This window comes from Halovivax cerinus (genome assembly GCF_024498195.1).
GTDB classification, from domain to species: domain Archaea; phylum Halobacteriota; class Halobacteria; order Halobacteriales; family Natrialbaceae; genus Halovivax; species Halovivax cerinus.
This window is the reverse complement of record NZ_CP101824.1, coordinates 1,520,876-1,537,992: the sequence shown is the minus strand read 5'-3', so window position 1 is coordinate 1,537,992 and position 17,117 is coordinate 1,520,876. Positions and strand designations below refer to the sequence as shown.

Sequence of the window (17,117 nt, the reverse complement as noted above, 5' to 3'; positions counted from 1 at the left end):
ATGTCTGTAGTACCAGACACGGTCGGGAGAAGAGATAGACACGGTCGTGATGCCGAAGCCGGGATGGAGGTGAGCGCATGAGTGAGTTGCCGCAGAACCTCCGTCGGCAGAAGCAAAGGGGCTACCTGATGCTGATCGGCGCGGTCGTGATCCCGATCGGAACGGTCGCCGCGTTCGCGTACTTCGACGCGGACCCGATCAGCTATCTCGGTGCGCTCGTTCCGTTCACGATCCTCGCGTTCTTCGGGTACCGGACGGTTTCGGCGACTCGTGAGGGACGAGCCCTGGGAGACGAGCGAACCGAAAAGCTGCACGGACGGGTCGGCGTCAACGCCTTCTGGATACTGCTGTCCGTCATCGTCTTCGACATGGGATTTTCCGTCTTCCCGCCGGAGCACGCCAGCACGATCTACGTCTGGGTCGGCCTGCTCGCGTACGGAGCGTACTTCGTCTACTACCGGTACGTCGAGTGACCTATGGAGAACGAACTGAGGATCTACCGCGCGAAGCACGACCTGACGCAGAAAGACCTCGCCATGGCGGTCGGTGTGACGCGCCAGACCATCAACGCGATCGAAGCCCAGCGGTACGATCCGTCGCTCGAACTCGCCTTCGAGCTCGCCGAGTACTTCGAGTGCTCGATCGAGGACCTGTTCACCTACGACGGCGAGTGAGCGTCGAACGGCGAGTGAGAGGGACCGACACACACACACACACACACACACACACACACACCGGCGTCATCGAGCCGTGACGTCGAGCGACCGAAGCGTGCGTCGTACCGTACGACGGACGACTGTGAACGCGGCTTCCGTTCACAGCGATCGACGGATCGAACGAGTGTGTACGGCTTCGAGTGAACGGTCGACCGACATCAGTACGGCACGTCCGAGTCCAGCCGCCAGGTGAAGATCGCTCGCAGGACGACGACGAGACTGTTTCGATCACCGGCACCCCAGATCGCCGTTTCCTCGATCGCTTCGGACGTGGCGGACTCGTCGACGAGTGCGCTCACGAGCGCCGTCTCTTCGTCCGTGATCAGCAGTCGTCCGGCGGGCGTCTGATCCCACTCCCAGAGGGTCTCGAACAGTTCGGCGTTCGGCACCAACTCCTGGATGCGGTCTCGAACGCCATCGGAGATCCCTGCCAGGTAAATCTCGACGTCGCGATTTGCGGCAGCCCGAAGCTCCGCCAGATGGTCGTCGGTGAGCAACTCGTCGACGGTCATGTAGACGATCTGCTCGTCTGCGTCGGCGATGAACTCGCCCACGCGAGACGCGACCGCTTCACGACCGGTCACCGTCCAGACGCCGAACTGTTCGCGTTGTGGGTTGGCCGGGCCGATCGCCTCCAGACACGACGCGAGTTCGGTGATCGTGTTCTCTCGCTTGACGTTGAGCATTCGGATGAGCGTCTCCTCGGAGGCTACGGTGAATTTTCGCGGTGTCGTGTGCTGAACGTCGATGAATCCCAACTCGTGAAGGCGCTCCGCAGATTCGTAGACGCGAGTTCGGGGAACACCGTCGATTCGCGTGATGTCCTGTGCGGTTCCCGTCCCGAGCCTGACGAGGTTGAGGAGCGTTTGCGATTCGTATTTCGTCAGTCCGAGCTCTTGCAATCGGCGGAGCGCCTCGTCTTCAGCCTTCCTCTCCTCGAAATCCGCCATAGTGGCGATTGGCTCGGTAGCGATAAAAATTCCCACCCGTTTCGCTCACCCGATCCGTGGGTACGGTGACGGACGTGACCGACCGTTCGCCACGTTCGGGTTGAAGGCGAAACCACCGAATCGACCGGCCGTGTGAGTACAGCCCCGCGAACGCGACAGGTGTCGGGTACACCTGGGCAGTCCGCTCGGAGACGAACGGAACCGGGACGACGTACTCGAAGAGAGAGAGAGAGAGAGAGAGAACGCTTTCAGTCGCCGTTTCGGCACCTGAACGGTTTCGCAGTGGCCGACGAACTCTCGGGGTTTCAGTCTCGGGCGTAGCGGTTCGTCGGAACTAATGACAACTATTATCCAACACTACGGTCGTTCATATACCAATGGAAGTACACCCCGAACAGTTCGTGTCCGGGCCGGGCGGCTGGGACGCGGCCAAGGTGTCCGTCGGGAGTGCGATCGCGTTCGTCACCATCTACGCGTACTTCGAACTGCGGTACGGGGGCGGGCTCCCCTCGACGCTCGTGCTCGCTCTTGGGACGGGGCTGGCGGGACTCGCGGAGCTCCTCCCGACGGATCGGCGCTGGCCGGCGGTCGCGCTGCGACTCTCGGGCATCGGCGTCCTCCTGGCGCTGGTCGGCTACTCGCTGTTCTCGCTGGCGGCCTAGGGGTCGAATGTCGCACATGGTCGCGAAGCCGCGGCCGGGTGGCGCAATTGGGGTGCGCGGATCGGATCCGTCGGGAGCGAAAGTGGCCGTCTCCAGAAGGGGCGGTATTCCAGTGGCCGTTCTCCAGAAGCGGCGTATTCCAGTGGCCGTTCCCCAGAAGCGGCGTATTCCAGTGGCCGTTCTCCAGTGTGGGAGCGCGTGACGGTGACCCGGGAGAATTTGGACGTGCGCTACAGGCCCACCATTCATCACAGGCTGAACAATACTTTAGCCGATCTCCGTCGTACCGTGGGCCGGTGACGAGCAATCAGCAGCCAGACGAGTACAGACCGGCTGCGTGACGACCGGTCGCTGGTGATCGGGGCGCAGATACTCGTGACGGTCGCCCTGTTTCTCTTCGCAATACGATTGCTGGGTGGCGCGACGAACGCCCTGACGCCGTCACTCGAGGGCGTCCTCGACCGAGTGATCGTCGACGGGCGGTCGGCGCTCGGTCTCAGCTGGATCGCCTCGTACGTGGTGGCCAACGGGTCGATCGTCGCCGCTGTCTCGCTGACCCTGTTCGAGTCAGCCCTCGTGGAGCCGACACAGTTGTTCCTGATGATCGTCGGCTCCCGGCTCGGCGGTGCGGCAGTCGTCGTGTTCATCGGCGGCTTCGACTACGTGAACGAAGAGATCGAGTCGCTCCGCGAGTCGATGAGCCTCGGTATCCTCACCGTCTTGCTCACCCACTCGATCTACCTGCCCGCGATGGTGCTCGGCTTTCTCGCGATGCCGAGGATCCGGCGAGCGGACGGACACGGCCACCTGTTCCCCGATTTCGAGGCCCCTGTTCCCGACGTGTTCTCGGTCCTCACCGACGGCCTCATCGCCACCGTCGGGGCCGGGGTCGCGTTTCTCGTGGCGATCGGCTGTATCCTCGTCAGTCTCAGGTCCTTCGATCACGTGCTCGATCGAGTCGACAAAGAGCGCCTGCGGCGGCGCTACATCTCGACGTTACAGGACAAGTGGCTCTCGTTCGGACTCGGCCTCGTCGTCACCGGACTCACGACCAGCGTCGCGTTCTCCCTCGGGGTGATCGTTCCGCTGTACAATCGCGGGCACGTCAAACGGGGCGAGATCGTACCGTTCGTGCTGGGTGCGAACCTCGGGACGTTGGTCGACACGCTCGTCGTCGCGGTCGCGCTGAACACGTCCGTCGGCGTACTCACCGTCCTCACGGTCCTGGCCAGCGGAACCGTCACCTCCGCCCTCGCGCTGGCCTACTACGCCCCGTACAGCAGAGCCATCGACGGGGTCCAGAACCGAATCATCGGCAACAGGAGCTACTTCCTCGGCGTACTCCTCTCGCTCCTGCTCGTCCCGATCCTGTTGATCGTACTCCCGTGACGCATCGGGCGAACCGATTCTACTCCCGCCCAGTCGCGGTCGGTCGAGCGTTCCCGGCCGAGGCACTCGTGTCGCGTCCCCGAGACGGTACCAGGGGCCACCCCGCGTGAGAGAGAGAGAGAGAGAGAGAGAGAGAGAGAGAGAGAGAGAGAGAACGCTCGCATCACCGAACCTGGTGCCGAGCACCGGATCGACGCCACCGATCATCGCATCCCTCGAACACCCCCTACTCTTTCCTGTTAGTACGGTTTAATATACGCCTTCCGTTCACGACGGATATTCACGGGCGGTGGACACACTCGTCGTATTCGAACGCCGACGGTTCGAAGGGGAGCATCGGCCGCGAACCGCGCGACGACTGGCTCGAATTTCGCTCCCGAAAGGGACACCGGTATCGACCGGCCACGTGGGTCAGGACGAGTCCGCTTCGACGCGTTCGAGCACGATCCCCTCGTCGAACCGACCGCGCCGCTCTGCCTTCCGCGACCGGCGGTCCGCCAGCGCTTCGACGGACACGCCTCGATCGGCTCGGATCGCGTGGACCACCTCCAGAATATCCGCCAGCTCGTCGACCTCTCGGCTCTCACGATACTCTGTCACCTCTTCCTCCAGCTTCTCGATCAAGCGCTCTGAGTACTCCTCGCCGTCGGCAACGTGCGTCGTCGGGCGTTCGCCGTTTGCCACGATGAGCTCCGGAATTCCATCGCGAACCAGTTTGTCGTACGATCGGACCACGTTCGAACGTTCGTCGGTTCACTATTAGGGGTAGGGGGTACGTGAGGTGTGGCTACTGATCGGCGATCGACCGGGTTCCCAGCCGGGGGACACGAAACGTACCGCGCTCGAAAACCTGGTCGAAACCTTCCCGATCCACCGCAGTCCGGTCCCCCGAAGAGATCGGCCGGGCCCCGAGCCCGCCACCGCGCCCCGACTGTCGCACGCGACTCCGTGCTCGGGAGACGGGCTGTCACGCGACGTCGTAGTCACTCCGCCTCACTGGCCGCCTGGGCGTTCGCCACCAGCAACCGGTTACCGCCGCGGTCGGCACGTCCTGTTCGTACCCGATCTGGATCGGCTCCGTGCCGGTGTCGTTGCCCACCGTTTCGAGCCGGTCGCGGTCGTCGCTCCAGAGCGCGTCCTCGACCTCCTCGAAGCCAATGGCGGCCGAATCCGACAGGCAGAAATCGCCGAGGAGTGTGACTGGTCCGCCTCGAAGACGTCGCGCGTCGTCGGAGAGCTGGTGGACGAGGGAGTCGTCGAAAAGCTACAATTGGGCCGAGAGAACCTTGTCTCGATGCCCGACGAAGACGAGTGAGAACGGACATCAGTACTGCCCGACCAAGATAATATATCGATTAGAAATATTCGATGGAGCCAGAATATTTTTGAGGAGTATGCGTCTTGGCAGGCGGACCCTCCTCAAAGTAGCGGGTGGCGTCGGTCTCGGTGGGGCCGGCGTCGCCTACTGGCAGCGCCGGTGGCTCTGGCGGCGGGACGATCTCGATGCGATCGAGACGACACTCGACGTCGCGGTCCCGACGGTTTCCAATCCCGTTACCGTCACCGACACCCACCTCGACGCCGCCTACTCGTGGGCCCGCGAGCACGTCAAAAGTACCGAGCGCGAATTCACGAAGTCGGATGAAGCAGGCTCGAAGCGCCTCGAAAACGCGAACGAGTACCTCGCAGGGAACGGTCCCGACGAGATCGGCGACTGTGCTGCTCGCCACGAGGCCCTCACACAGTACATGCTCGCAGTTGCCTCGAGTGCGATGGCCCGCGGGTACCACCTCGAAACCGAGGACGGGCCGCCGAGTGACGAACTGGAAACGGTTCACGAGACACTCGGTGACGAACTCGACGCCGCCGCTCCGCGATACGCTGGCGAGTCGTTCACCGGCACGGTCGTTCGGGCCGGTCACGCCGACGCGCGCTGTGAAACCGCCGCGTCGCAACACTCCCGGGTGGCCGACTACATGTCGGACGACCGATTCAGTAATATGGTGACGTGGGAGGTGGTCGAAACCGGCCGATTCGTCACTCGGCCACCTTCGTGAGAACGTTAGATCGTGCGATAGCGCCCGGTGGCAGGCCGAACTCGATTGGGCAGCGCTGCGATACCGCGGCGCGGCGGCGGATGCGGACGCGATCCCCACGATCGTCTCCCTCGTCGCCGACGGAGGCTGACAGGGACGCCGTCTCGGCCTGCTCTTCGAACGGGATCGGCCGGTTCGGCCTCGAAGCGGCTGGTGGCGAGAGACGGCCCCTCGATCTCGACAGGCGGACGGTCCTTCTGGCCGCCAACCGAACCGAGTCCGCCAGGAACCTGCTATCGAGATTATACTACCGGGTTACTTGAGGCTCCGGTTTCGAGACCCTCTTATTATGTTCGAGAACGCGGTCGTCTCGGTTTTCGGGCTGGTCTTCGTCGTCGCCGGCGCCGTCACGATGTACCGAGGGTACGGTGAACGCGCCGAGGGCGGAGTGATCGCCGAGACCGAGACGACGCCAATCCGGGATCTCACGCCGGGGCCGGTCGAAGTGAAAGGCACCGTTCGTCCCGACGAAGACGCGGCCACGGTGGAGTCGCCGATTTCGAAGACGGACGCGCTGGCAGCACGTATCGAGGTCGAGGAACGTCAGGACGGGTCCTGGAACACGATCTTCACGGACGAGTGGGCCGAAGCCCTGCTCGTCGACGACGGAACCGGCGAGGTGCCGGTCGATCTTCCGTCCGCGGACGAATTGGACCTCAGGGGGACCGAAACCGAGGTTGGCGTCGACGACGAACCGCCGGCTGCCGTGCGACGGTACGTCGAACGCGAACCCGACCTCGAATTGCCCGACCGGCGAAGTATGGGGCCAGTGACAGTCGGTGAGCGCAGACGCTACACGGAGGGCGTGCTCGAACCGGGCGACGACGGCTACGTGCTCGGGGCGGCCCGAGAGACGGCGGCCGGCTGGGACCGGGCGGACTACGCGATCGACGAGCCCACGGGGTCCGGCGAGTTCGTCCTCTCGAACAAACCCGAGCGTGAACTGATCGAGGAGCGGACGCAGGGTGGGTTCGTCTCCCTCGCGTTCGGCGGACTCCTCACACTCGTCGGCGCCGCCGTGGCGATCCTGGCGTGGGTCCCGGTCTGAGCGTGGGCGCGATCACATCTCAGATCGAAGCCCACCGACGACCCGTGAGCCTTTCCACCCACCCGACGAATCGCCGCGTATGCGCGTCGTGACGACACTCCCCTCCGCGACGGAACTGGTCGCCGCCCTCGGGATCGACCCGGTCGGCGTCTCACACAGCTGTGACTACCCACCACGGGTCGCGGATCGGCCCCGTATCACGAGCGCAGCGATCGACACCGAGGCGTCGACCGCCGAGATCGACCGGCAGGTGTTAGCGGCCGACACCGACGGCGGCGTCTACGACGTCGACGCCGAGACGATCGAGCGGCTGAATCCCGACGTGGTCGTCACGCAGGGCGTCTGCGACGTCTGTGCGGTCGACACCGTGCTCGTCGCGGACGCTGTCGAGGAGATCGACGCGGAGCCGGAGATCGTCACCATCGACGCCCACACCATCGCCGAGGTGTTCGACGACCTGGAGCGACTCGGGCGCGTGCTGAACCGATCGAAGCGCGCCCGAGCGGTTCGCGCGGACCTCGAATCGCGTCTCGAGGCCGTCCGCGAACGCACACCGGACGAACCCGACGCCCAGCCGAGCGTCGCCGTCTTCGACTGGACGGACCCCGTGATGGTGGCGGCCCACTGGGTGCCAGAGTTGGTCGAGATCGCCGGCGGGCGCTACGAACTGGCCGAGGCCGGGTCGGATTCTCGCCCCCGGGAGTGGGACGAACTGCGCTCTGGCGACCCCGACGCCCTCGTCGTCGCGCCCTGTGGTTACGATCTCGCACAGACCGCCGAGAACCTCGGAGACCTCACCGACCGCCCAGGCTGGGACGAACTCGCTGCCGTTCGTGCTGGTCGCGTCTGGGCGGTTGACGGCACCCACTACCTCAATCGGCCCGGCCCGCGACTCGTCGACGCCGCTGAGACGCTCGCCCGTCTCCTCCATCCAGATCGGTTCGACGCAGACGACACTCCGGACGCGAGCGTGGCCCGGCCGCTCTCGGCGCTCCAGGCCGATCCGGGCGCGTGACGGTCGGGATCGGGCTCGGTGAACGGTCCCATCACCGACCAGTATCGGCGCGACCCGGTCCCTCCCCAGGACTGTCAACCGCGTATCGTATCGGTCGCCTACTTAAGCGCCTCGCGACCGTGGTCGAAACCGATGAGTGGGATCGACGATCGTGACCGAGCCGACGCGAGAACCGTCACCAGAGAGTTCGACACGACCCAGGAGGATCCGAACGTTGCGGTCGTCTCTGCGCTCGCCGAGATCGAAGACGTGCCCGTAGAGGAGTTGACCCCATTGTACAGCTGTATCGACCACATCCTCGAACACCTGTACTCGAATCCGCCAGCCGACGAGGCGGACGTACGGATTACGTTCACCTACAACGGCTACCGAATCACCGTCGAACAGGACGGAAGAGCGCGGTTCGAACCGCTCGAAGACGACCGCCTTGGATGAGCGCGCGAGGAGCCCGTCCGCGACGGACGTCTCCGTGCGAATCTACTCCGCGGGAACACGACACCGCCCCTCGTAGGAAACCTCGTCCACCGATCCGATCGTCGTCGCGTCGCCGCAGACGGGACAGTCGGGGTTCCGTCGCACGTCTATCGTTTCGACCGACATGTCCGCGGCGTCGTACAGGAGCACTCGACCGGTCAGCGCCTCGCCGATGCCCGTCACCAGCTTGACGGCCTCCGTCGCCTGGATGCAGCCAACCGTGCCAGGGAGGACACCCAGCACGCCAGTCGTCGCGCAGTCCGGGACGGTGCCCGGTTCCGGCGCCTCGGGGAAGAGACAGCGGTAACACGGGCTCGGTTCGGCGGACGCGTCGTCTACCGGGCCGTCGGTACCGGTTCTCGTGCCCCGCGTGTCGATCGTCGTGACCTGGCCCTCGAAGCGGTAGATGGCGCCGTGAGAGAGCGGTGTGTCCGTGAGGACGCAGTAGTCGTTACAGAGGTAGCGCGTCGCGAAGTTGTCGCTGGCGTCGCAGATCACGTCGTAGTCGCCCGCAATGGCGTCGATCGAGGCGGCGTCGAGTCGCGTCTCGTGGGTCTCGACGGTGACGTCCGGGTTCAGTCGCTCGACGGACGCGGCGGCGCTCTCGACTTTCGGACGGCCGACGTCGGCATCGGCGTGGACGACCTGACGCTGGAGGTTCGACCGCTCGACGACGTCGTCGTCGACGATCCCCAGCCGACCAACGCCCGCCGCCGCGAGGTACTGGATCACGGGCGAACCGAGCCCGCCCGCGCCGACGACGAGTACCGACGCGTCGAGCAGCGCCGCTTGCCCCTCCGGCCCCACTTCGTCCATGATGACGTGACGCGAGTAGCGATCGAGCTGCGTCGCGTCCAGGGAGAGGTCGCTCATGGGCCGAGGTTGAACCCACGGGAGCAAAAGTCGATTGGACGGTCGGGGAGGCGAACCGCGTGAGCGATCGGGCTGTGAGGGTGAGGTGGGAGGCGCCACCAGTCGACTGACGGACTGGACCGTCCGACCGGCGTGGCAAAAAGAGAGTGTGAGAGTGTTCGCGTGTGAGAGAGTGCAGGAGGGGACTAATAGATGAGTGAGTGAAACAGAGAGAGTGGAGAATTTCGACGATTCAGCCCTCGAAACGGCCCTGTACGACCGAACCGGGAGAACCCACCCAATCCTTTATTATCGTGTGATGTGAACACATGGCTATGGGAGCCACTCCCACCGGTGCCGACGACGTGTTCGACCAGTTTCTGACGGACCGCGGTCACGAGACCGAACCCGTCGGCTGGGATCAGGACCGGCGAAAGAAGCAATGTCCGGACTGTGGCGGCCTCCACGACGAGAACGCCACGTCTTGCACCGTCTGTGGGTGGACACCCCGGCGCTGACGCGGTGAGTACGGGTCCGACGGCGGGCCGATAGCGTCGGTATCCCGAGCGACCCGAGTGCGGTTGCGGGTCGACGATCGAGCCGTGACAACTCCCGCTCTGGCGCGTGCACCGCCTGATGGCACCGCCCGTTCACGGACGCGCCCTGGACGGTGACAACGGCGAGGTCTTCGGGAGCCGGCCCGTTCGACGCACCCGGTAGACTGCCGCCGCATCGACACAATACTCGGATATACAAACAAATCAAACAAATACCGACATCACTAATAGCAATACCGAGAGACGGAGAGAGGAGAGACGCATGCCGGAATGCCAGAACTGCGGATCGTTCGTCACTGACGCGTACGCCAGAGTGTTCACGCCCCCGGACGAGGACGAACCGCGCGTCTGCCCGGACTGTCCCGACAAGATCCGAGACGGGGCGGACGTCCGCCAGGCCCGTTCGACGCGGGGAACGTGACGGACGGCACGGCCGTACGGTGGTATCGAACCCCCAGGAGTCGGCGTCCCGCTCCGACGACCCGTCGTCCCGCTCCAACGTCCCGTCGTCACACCCAGCCGCCCCGTCGTCACACCGAACTGCGAGGAGCGGGGACGAGGACCGACGATTCACTCAGCGGCCGGTCGAACGAAACCCACCGTACTTATGGGGGCCGCGCTCTTGTACGGTGACAATGACCGCAAGCGACACGACTGTGACGCGACTCTTCGGCGGGCCGGGCAGCGGGAAGACGACGGCGCTGCTCGACCACGTCGAGGAAATCCTCGAGGACGACGACGTCACGTTCCGTGACATCCTCGTCGTCTCCTACACCCGAGCCGCGGCCCAGGAGGTGCGCGAACGACTGGCCGACCGACTCGACGAGAACCCGCGCTCGCTGCAGGGCAACGTCTGTACGATGCACGCGAAGGCATACGAGCTGCTCGACCTCTCCCGAGGCGACGTCATCGGCGAGTCCGACAAGGAGGACTTCTGTGAGGACTTCGGCATCGAGTACGAAGACGAGTACTCGGGGGCCGGCCGACGGACCGCTCGCTCGACGACGATCGGCAACAAGATCATCGCGACGAGCCAGTGGCTCCAGCGTACCAGTCGGGAGGTCGCAGACTGGTACGACGTCCCCTTCCAGTGGGACGTAGAGGAAGTCCGCTTGCCGCCGGATATCGACCCCAACGCCCAGGAGGGTAACAAGTACACGCCGACGTGGCCGAGCGACGACGACCGGATCGACGTCCCCGAGGCTATCCGCGGCTGGCGCACCTACAAGGGCCAGGAAGGAAAGATCGGCTTCGCGGACATGTTAGAGCGAGTCAAACAACGCTCGCTCGTCCCGAACGTCGACTACCTCGTCATCGACGAGTTCCAGGACATCACCACCCTGCAGTACGACGTCTACGAGGAGTGGAAACCGCACGTCGAGCAGGTGCTGATCGCCGGCGACGACGACCAGGTCGTCTACTCCTGGCAGGGCGCCGACCCGGCCCTCCTGCTGGACGAGGCGGTCGACGAGGACGTCATCCTGCCGAACTCCTACCGCCTGCCCTCGAACGTGTTGAACGCCGTCAACCGCGAGATCCGCCACATCGACGTGCGCCAGGACAAGGACTTGAACCCGCGCAAGGAAGGTGGCATCGTCGAGGCGGAGACGAACAAGTCTATGCTCGATCTGGTTCGGATGGTCCGCCAGACGCTCGTCGAGGGCGACGGCACCATCATGCTGCTCTTTCGCGCTCGCTACCAGATGTTCCAGTTCATCGATGAGTTCATCACCGAAGGCGTACCCTTCACCGCACTGACCGACCAGCGAATGTGGACCGACCGCCTGACCCAGTACGTTCGCGCCGTCGAGGCCATCGCCGACGATGACGACGTCGACGGCCTGCAGGCTCGCCGGCTCGCCGATATGCTCCAGGATTCGGCGTTCGGCACGAACGAGCGCGATGCCCTCTTCGACGAGATCGACGAGCTACAGGAAGAGGCAGGCGTCGACGACCTGGAGGAACTCACCGTCTCCGCCTCGGTGATCGACGAGCACGTCCCCTTCATGCCCGACGGCGCCTCCGCGGCAGACATGCTCCGGAAGGTCACCAGCTTCCAGAAGAAGTCCGTCAAGGCCTACTTCAACATCGGCGAGTACCGGGGGATGGAGACCGACCGCGTCCGCGTCGGCACCATCCACTCGGCGAAGGGTCGCGAGGCCGACCACGTCTTCGTCGGCACCGATCTCACCGAGAAGGTCGTCGAACAGATGGTCGCCACCATCGAGGACCGATCCGGCGACGGCGAGGACGGCGTCACGGCTCCGGACGGCTCCGAGTTCACCAAGACCACGTCTCCCGTGCCCGTCCTCACCGACAACGAGCGCCGCGTCTTCTACGTCGGCATGTCGCGCGCCCGCGAGCGCCTCGTCTTGCTCGAGAACCTGGTCGACGGCGCCCCCACGCTGTCGATCGACGTCCTGCTGAACAACGAGCTGACGGACCAGAGTCTCGAGGAGCTCGTCGAGGAGGCCCAGCGTCCACAGGAACTCGAAGCCGAAGCGCCGTGACCACTCGGCTGAACGCCATCCGTTCGGCGCTAGCAGACCGCGAGGCAGTCGCTCTCGTCCACGCCGGCCCACGGACGAACCCGAACGTCCGGTACCTCCTCGCGGGTTCTGACGACGTCTCCGCCGTCGAACCGGCGGCGGTCGACACCGGACCGCTGACCGGTCGCGAGCACGACCACGTAGCCGTCGCCGTCTGCGCCGACGACGTGCTCGTGGCTGCCCACGGCGAGGGCGACCATCCGGCGTCGCGACTGGCCGACCGGCTGGCGACGCGATCCCCGGCCGACGGGCCCACACCCGACGACACGAGGGTCCTCGCTCCGGCGTCGATCCCGCACGACGCCGCGCTGTACGTCGAACGAGCCGGGTTCGATCTGGCGTCGACGGACGTGATCGATCGCGCACGCGGGCGGAAAGACGCGCCCGAACGCCGGCGGATCGAAGCAGCCCAGCGAGCCGCTGGCGCCGGCCTCCGTCGGGGCGGTGTCGTCCTCGCCGAGGCGACCCGGGGCGACGACGGACTGCGATACGACGGCGCCGTGCTGTCACACGACCGGCTCCGGCGAGCGATCGACGCCGGTATCGTCGAGGCCGGCGGCGAGCCGACGGGGGCGACGCGCGTGATAGGGACCGGCGACGCCGACGCCGCGATTCGACCTGGTGAACCGCTCGTGGTCCGGCTGGCGCCGTCCTCGCCGGAGGGCTACCGCGGGTACCTCGCGCGGACGCTGGTGCCCGGGACCGACGGCGGGTGGGAGCGGCGGGCCCACGTCGCCGCGGAGAGCGCCCTTCGCTCGGCGAAGACCATGCTCGCGGCCGAGACCGCGACGGTTCGGGCGGTCGAGCGCGAACTCGTCGCCGAGGCCGGTTCCTTCGGGTTCGAGCGAGCGGCGACGGGGACGGTCGCTGGCGTGGGCCTCACGGTCGGCGAACGCCCTGTTCGGGGCGGTCACGAACTCGGCGTCGGACGCGTCGTCGCGCTCGACGTCGGCGTCGCGTCGCCGGACGGCGGGGCGGTCGTCCTCGGCGACCTCCTCGCGGTCCGCGACGACCGCGTCGAGTGGCTCGAACGTCCGCCGCGGACGCTCGAGCCGTCGTCGCTCGTACCCTGATCGGGATCGGTCACTCCTCGTCGTCGGGAGTGATCGCGTCCTCGGCGCGCGAGGCGAGTTCGACCGGGACGTCGGTCGGCGTCGTCAGGTATCGTTTGAGCCAGACGAGGGCGACTGCCAGAAAGACGAGTGCGCCGCCGAGTAGCGGTTCCCCGCCGACCAGGAGTAAATCGAGGCCGGCCAGCGCCGCCGGGATCGCAAAGACCAGGACGGCGGCCAACTGTATCGTATCGACGATACCTCCCATCGATACGTCCTCCGTCGGGCCGGACCAAAGGTTCGTCGGTCCGGTGTCCGACGGCGTCCGTGGACGCAGTGTGTGCAGGTCTCGGCCAGGTTGGAGGCGAACTCGCGGGTCACGGCGCGAGTTGGCCGTGAGACGGGGCGTCGATCGTCCAGTCCACCCCGGACCCTGTATCAATTTTGAGACGGGTAACGATTTCGGAACAATTATCCCGCGGGCCGGCCGAGGTCCGCGTATGTTCACCGGTATCGTCGAGGAGACGGGGACGATCCGTTCGCGTGAGGCGACAGAGGATGGTGTCCGGCTCCGGATCGAGGCCGACGTCGCCGCGAGCGACGTCGAACACGGGGCGAGTATCAGCGTCAGCGGCGTCTGTCTGACCGTCGAGCGCTTCGAGACCGGCGACTGGTTCGAGGTCTTCCTCGCGAGCGAGACGGTCGAGCGCACCTATCTGGGCGATCTCCGCGAGGGTGGCGCGGTCAACCTCGAACGGGCGATGCCCGCGGACGGCCGGTTCGACGGCCACGTCGTTCAGGGCCACGTCGACGCGGTCGCGACGGTCTCGGCCGTCGAGTCTGTCGGCGAGGACTGGTACGTCGAGTTCGAGCTCCCTCCGGGCTACGACCGGTACGTCGTCGAAAAAGGATCGATCACGTTAGACGGGATCAGCCTCACCGTCGCCGACCTCGACGGCGACCGGCTGACGGTGGCCATCGTCCCGACGACGTACGAGATCACCACGCTCTCGGAGAAAGACGTCGGCGATCCGGTTCACCTCGAAGTCGACGTGCTGGCGAAGTACGTCGAGTCGATCCTGGAGGTACCCGAACGCGACGAGGGACGCCCACGGGGGACACACCGTTCCCAGTCCTGAACGGGGAACCGGGGCGCGACCGGTCAGAGATCGATACCGAGACCGTTCTGATCCTCGCCACCAGCACCGGACGAGCCGCCCTCGGCCGAGGCGCTGGCGTCGTCACCGTCCCCCTCGACGTCGACTGACGGGTCGATCGCTGCCACGAGCGATTCGACGTTCGGCCGCTCGCGATCTGCGAGCTGGCGCGGGTAGACGCCGATACCGACGGCGAGATCGTCTCCCGCATCGATCGCTTCGGTGACGTGGAGGTTCACCTCGATCTCCTGGTTGCCCCCGAACGTCGCGGTGGTACGGTACATCGAGGTGACGACCTGCTGGTCGAGGACGGACAGCTCCGTGTCCTCGACGTGACTGGGTGAGCCGAGGCCGCCGTAGTTCTCTGCGATCATGCCGACGAGTCGAGCCGTCTCCATGTCCTCGACTGGATTTAGTTGCCGACCGAGGACCTCGACTTTCGGCGTCGAGAGCGTGACGAACACGGCGGCACGCTGATCGACCAGCGGACCGATCGAGACGCTCTTTTCGTGCTCGACGACGTAGTTCGTGACCGAGACGGACTCGGACCACAGCACGAGGTCCACCGACTCGTCGATGACGAGATCGTTCACGCGACGCTGTGGGTAGCCGGTTTCCGATCGCGCGTCCGGATCGACACCGATCGGCGACGCCTCGTGTTCGTCCATCCCCAGGAGACTCGTACACCCAGCGAGAGCGGCCAGCGACGCCGCGCCTGCCGTCCCCAGGTAGTTCCGTCGATTCATCACGCCTATCGAGAAACCGGACGGATAAGTGCTTAGTGACTCACCCGTCCAAGTGATTCAAAATTTATTTTCCATACAGATGGTTATAAACCATATTTCGATGTCGCAGAGAGCGGTCGGCAGGCGACCGTGTATTCGGGTTCACCTCGGCACACGAGGGACGCGCCCGCACTCGACGATGCCAAACACGACGGACGCACAAACGAACGACCGGCCAGCTACGAACCCCTCGGGGACCGTCCCAACCCGCCACAGACAAGACGCGGCCGGCCCACGTCGACATATGGACGAAGATCGAGACCAGCACCGCCGCGGAGCGAGCGACCCATGACTGGAGGCGGCGCGTCCGCCGAGCGCGAGGCGGTGACGGCCCGGGTTCGCGGCATCTACGCGACCGCCCTCACTCGCCAGCTGCGTGAGGCGGGCCACGCGGTCGTCCAGCCGTCAGATCCGATCGACGAGCGGTTCGACGCGACGTTCGACATCGCACCGGCGTCCGTCCGGATCGAGACGACGCGCGATCGCCTCGGGGTCGAGTGTACCGGCAGGCCGGAGGCGGTCGGACTCGTCGCGGACGAGCTCGAATCGGTAGGGATCGATACCCTCCGGTGGACCGACGACGCGCCCCGCGGCGCCGTCTTCGACGCCGTCGTCAGGGACGCCGACGGCAGCAGCGGCGCGACCGTCGATCTCGGAGACGGCGACCGCGGCTACCTGCCCTACGACGCGGTGGACGGGTCCGTCGATTCGGGCGACAGCTATCGGGTGCAGGTGACGAAACCGACGCCGCCGTGGATCGACGAGGTACCCCGCGTCGAACCCGAAATCGTCGTCGGCGGTGGGCTGTGCACCCTCACACGCGGCCGGAACGGCGTCCGCGCGGCCGCCCGCGGCGAGGCTGGCGAGGAACTCGTCGGTCTGACCGACCTGCTTTCGGTAGAGGCGCCGGACGGGTGGGGACTCCGCTGGGAGCGGACGGCCGCCGAGGCCGACATGGACGCGATGAACGACGCGCTCTCGGTCGCCGCCGAACGGGCCGCGGAGCTGGACGACGCGCTCACCACCGCCGAGCGCGGTGACGAGCCCGCGCCGGTCGCCGCACCGCGGGCGACCGCGTGGTGCTGGTTCGGACGCGAGTCGCGCTTCGCCCTCGACGAGGCGCGCCGGACTGTCGAGACCACCATGCCGGGTCACCACCGGGCGAAGGCCGCAGATCGAGCGGCCAGCGCGGCCGTCGACTTCGTCGAATCGGTCGTCGGCGAATCGGCAGACGGCGGGGACGACGGCGTCGACGGAGCGGACACCGGATTCGCAGACGCGTTCGACGGAGCGGACGTCGACTTCCCGTTCGCCGCAGTCACCCGCCAGTACGGCCCGCAGGCAGGCGACCGACTCGCGCTGGGGCACGGTAAACCCGACGGTCGATACATCACGCTCGGGCCCGGCGAGGTGACCGAGTGGAACGCGGACGGCTCGCTCACCCTGGAGCGGTCGATCCGCGGCGGCGGGCGGTACGACGGGCTCGGCACGCCGAAGGAGTCGGGCGACGTCGCCGTGACGAAGCTCCGCGAGGGCCGGTGGTGGTACCCGACGACGTACAAACGCGCCGACGGCACCGTGGTCGGGACCTACGTCAACGTTTGTACGCCCGTCGAGTGCTTCCCGGACACGGCCCGGTACGTCGACCTGCACGTCGACGTCGTCCGCCACGGCGACGGGACGGTCGAGGTCGTCGACGAGGACGAACTCGCGGCGGCGGTCGAGGACGGGTTCGTCTCCGAGACGCTGGCCGAGAAGGCGCGGAGCGTCGCCGAGGCGGTCGCACGGGCGCTCGACGGGTAACCGATCGGACGG

At 66.1% G+C, this 17,117-nt stretch carries 20 protein-coding genes; 15 read left to right on the top strand and 5 right to left on the bottom strand.

Annotated elements, in window-relative coordinates; all coding sequences use genetic code 11:
* The first annotated feature begins 77 nt into the window (after window positions 1-77).
* Together NO366_RS07070 and NO366_RS07065 are read left to right on the top strand one after the other, a co-directional pair.
* The gene (locus tag NO366_RS07070; RefSeq protein ID WP_256533625.1) at window positions 78-473 is read left to right on the top strand and encodes a hypothetical protein; all 396 of its coding nucleotides are present in this window, start codon (window positions 78-80) and stop codon (window positions 471-473) included.
* A 3-nt stretch (window positions 474-476) separates the two neighbouring features.
* Window positions 477-674 carry a helix-turn-helix transcriptional regulator gene (locus NO366_RS07065; RefSeq protein ID WP_256533624.1) on the top strand — a complete coding sequence of 66 codons (198 nt, stop codon included), beginning with the start codon at window positions 477-479 and terminating at the stop codon, window positions 672-674.
* 200 nt (window positions 675-874) lie between these two features.
* Here NO366_RS07065 and NO366_RS07060 read toward each other — a convergent pair whose 3' ends face one another.
* Complete coding sequence (locus NO366_RS07060; RefSeq protein ID WP_256533623.1) at window positions 875-1,666, bottom strand: TrmB family transcriptional regulator; 792 nt, start codon at window positions 1,664-1,666, stop codon at window positions 875-877.
* Between the two features lie 377 nt (window positions 1,667-2,043).
* On the opposite strand from NO366_RS07060, the gene NO366_RS07055 reads away from it, so the two are divergent.
* Together NO366_RS07055 and NO366_RS07050 are read left to right on the top strand one after the other, a co-directional pair.
* Complete coding sequence (locus tag NO366_RS07055) at window positions 2,044-2,328, top strand: DUF8011 family protein (RefSeq protein ID WP_256533622.1); 285 nt, start codon at window positions 2,044-2,046, stop codon at window positions 2,326-2,328.
* A 354-nt stretch (window positions 2,329-2,682) separates the two neighbouring features.
* Complete coding sequence (locus tag NO366_RS07050; RefSeq protein ID WP_256533621.1) at window positions 2,683-3,717, top strand: sodium:phosphate symporter; 1,035 nt, start codon at window positions 2,683-2,685, stop codon at window positions 3,715-3,717.
* Window positions 3,718-4,128: 411 nt separating this feature from the next.
* Here NO366_RS07050 and NO366_RS07045 read toward each other — a convergent pair whose 3' ends face one another.
* Window positions 4,129-4,452 (bottom strand): nucleoside triphosphate pyrophosphohydrolase, encoded by a 324-nt coding sequence (locus NO366_RS07045; protein WP_256533620.1) that lies wholly within the window; start codon window positions 4,450-4,452, stop codon window positions 4,129-4,131.
* Between the two features lie 46 nt (window positions 4,453-4,498).
* Between NO366_RS07045 and NO366_RS07040 the strand changes: the two genes are divergently transcribed.
* The 5 genes from NO366_RS07040 (at window position 4,499) to NO366_RS07020 (ending at window position 8,311) form a co-directional block, all read left to right on the top strand.
* Entirely contained in the window at window positions 4,499-5,032 is a 534-nt protein-coding gene (locus tag NO366_RS07040) for a helix-turn-helix transcriptional regulator (RefSeq protein ID WP_256533619.1), read from the top strand.
* A 79-nt stretch (window positions 5,033-5,111) separates the two neighbouring features.
* Window positions 5,112-5,774: a hypothetical protein gene (locus tag NO366_RS07035; protein ID WP_256533618.1), complete on the top strand. Its 663-nt coding sequence runs from the start codon at window positions 5,112-5,114 to the stop codon at window positions 5,772-5,774.
* A gap of 328 nt (window positions 5,775-6,102) precedes the next feature.
* Window positions 6,103-6,861: an E3 ubiquitin ligase family protein gene (locus tag NO366_RS07030; protein WP_256533617.1), complete on the top strand. Its 759-nt coding sequence runs from the start codon at window positions 6,103-6,105 to the stop codon at window positions 6,859-6,861.
* A gap of 79 nt (window positions 6,862-6,940) precedes the next feature.
* Window positions 6,941-7,876 (top strand): cobalamin-binding protein, encoded by a 936-nt coding sequence (locus NO366_RS07025; protein ID WP_256533616.1) that lies wholly within the window; start codon window positions 6,941-6,943, stop codon window positions 7,874-7,876.
* 132 nt (window positions 7,877-8,008) lie between these two features.
* A complete protein-coding gene (locus NO366_RS07020; protein ID WP_256533615.1) occupies window positions 8,009-8,311 on the top strand; it encodes a HalOD1 output domain-containing protein in 303 nt (100 codons plus the stop codon).
* A gap of 42 nt (window positions 8,312-8,353) precedes the next feature.
* Here NO366_RS07020 and ubaA read toward each other — a convergent pair whose 3' ends face one another.
* Complete coding sequence (gene ubaA / locus NO366_RS07015; RefSeq protein WP_256533614.1) at window positions 8,354-9,223, bottom strand: SAMP-activating enzyme E1; 870 nt, start codon at window positions 9,221-9,223, stop codon at window positions 8,354-8,356.
* Window positions 9,224-9,537: 314 nt separating this feature from the next.
* On the opposite strand from ubaA, the gene NO366_RS07010 reads away from it, so the two are divergent.
* The 4 genes from NO366_RS07010 to NO366_RS06995 all read left to right on the top strand — a co-directional run bounded on the left by NO366_RS07010 (window position 9,538) and on the right by NO366_RS06995 (window position 13,381).
* Window positions 9,538-9,720, top strand: a complete 183-nt coding sequence (locus NO366_RS07010; protein WP_256533613.1) for an HVO_0416 family zinc finger protein — start codon at window positions 9,538-9,540, stop codon at window positions 9,718-9,720.
* Between the two features lie 301 nt (window positions 9,721-10,021).
* The gene (locus NO366_RS07005; RefSeq protein WP_256533612.1) at window positions 10,022-10,180 is read left to right on the top strand and encodes a DUF7563 family protein; all 159 of its coding nucleotides are present in this window, start codon (window positions 10,022-10,024) and stop codon (window positions 10,178-10,180) included.
* Between the two features lie 214 nt (window positions 10,181-10,394).
* Window positions 10,395-12,269 carry a UvrD-helicase domain-containing protein gene (locus tag NO366_RS07000; protein ID WP_256533611.1) on the top strand — a complete coding sequence of 625 codons (1,875 nt, stop codon included), beginning with the start codon at window positions 10,395-10,397 and terminating at the stop codon, window positions 12,267-12,269.
* The gene (locus NO366_RS06995; RefSeq protein WP_256533610.1) at window positions 12,266-13,381 is read left to right on the top strand and encodes a M24 family metallopeptidase; all 1,116 of its coding nucleotides are present in this window, start codon (window positions 12,266-12,268) and stop codon (window positions 13,379-13,381) included. The genes NO366_RS07000 and NO366_RS06995 overlap by 4 nt, the downstream gene beginning before the upstream one ends.
* A 10-nt stretch (window positions 13,382-13,391) precedes the next feature.
* Here the strand turns inward: NO366_RS06995 and NO366_RS06990 are convergent, their stop codons facing one another.
* Entirely contained in the window at window positions 13,392-13,628 is a 237-nt protein-coding gene (locus NO366_RS06990; RefSeq protein ID WP_256533609.1) for a DUF7533 family protein, read from the bottom strand.
* A gap of 232 nt (window positions 13,629-13,860) precedes the next feature.
* Here NO366_RS06990 and NO366_RS06985 point away from each other — a divergent pair, with 232 nt between their 5' ends.
* The gene (locus NO366_RS06985; RefSeq protein ID WP_256533608.1) at window positions 13,861-14,499 is read left to right on the top strand and encodes a riboflavin synthase; all 639 of its coding nucleotides are present in this window, start codon (window positions 13,861-13,863) and stop codon (window positions 14,497-14,499) included.
* 23 nt (window positions 14,500-14,522) lie between these two features.
* Here NO366_RS06985 and NO366_RS06980 read toward each other — a convergent pair whose 3' ends face one another.
* The gene (locus NO366_RS06980; RefSeq protein ID WP_256533607.1) at window positions 14,523-15,263 is read right to left on the bottom strand and encodes a DUF6517 family protein; all 741 of its coding nucleotides are present in this window, start codon (window positions 15,261-15,263) and stop codon (window positions 14,523-14,525) included.
* A gap of 327 nt (window positions 15,264-15,590) precedes the next feature.
* On the opposite strand from NO366_RS06980, the gene NO366_RS06975 reads away from it, so the two are divergent.
* Window positions 15,591-17,105 carry a ribonuclease FAU-1 family protein gene (locus NO366_RS06975; RefSeq protein WP_256533606.1) on the top strand — a complete coding sequence of 505 codons (1,515 nt, stop codon included), beginning with the start codon at window positions 15,591-15,593 and terminating at the stop codon, window positions 17,103-17,105.
* The last annotated feature ends 12 nt before the right edge of the window (window positions 17,106-17,117 follow it).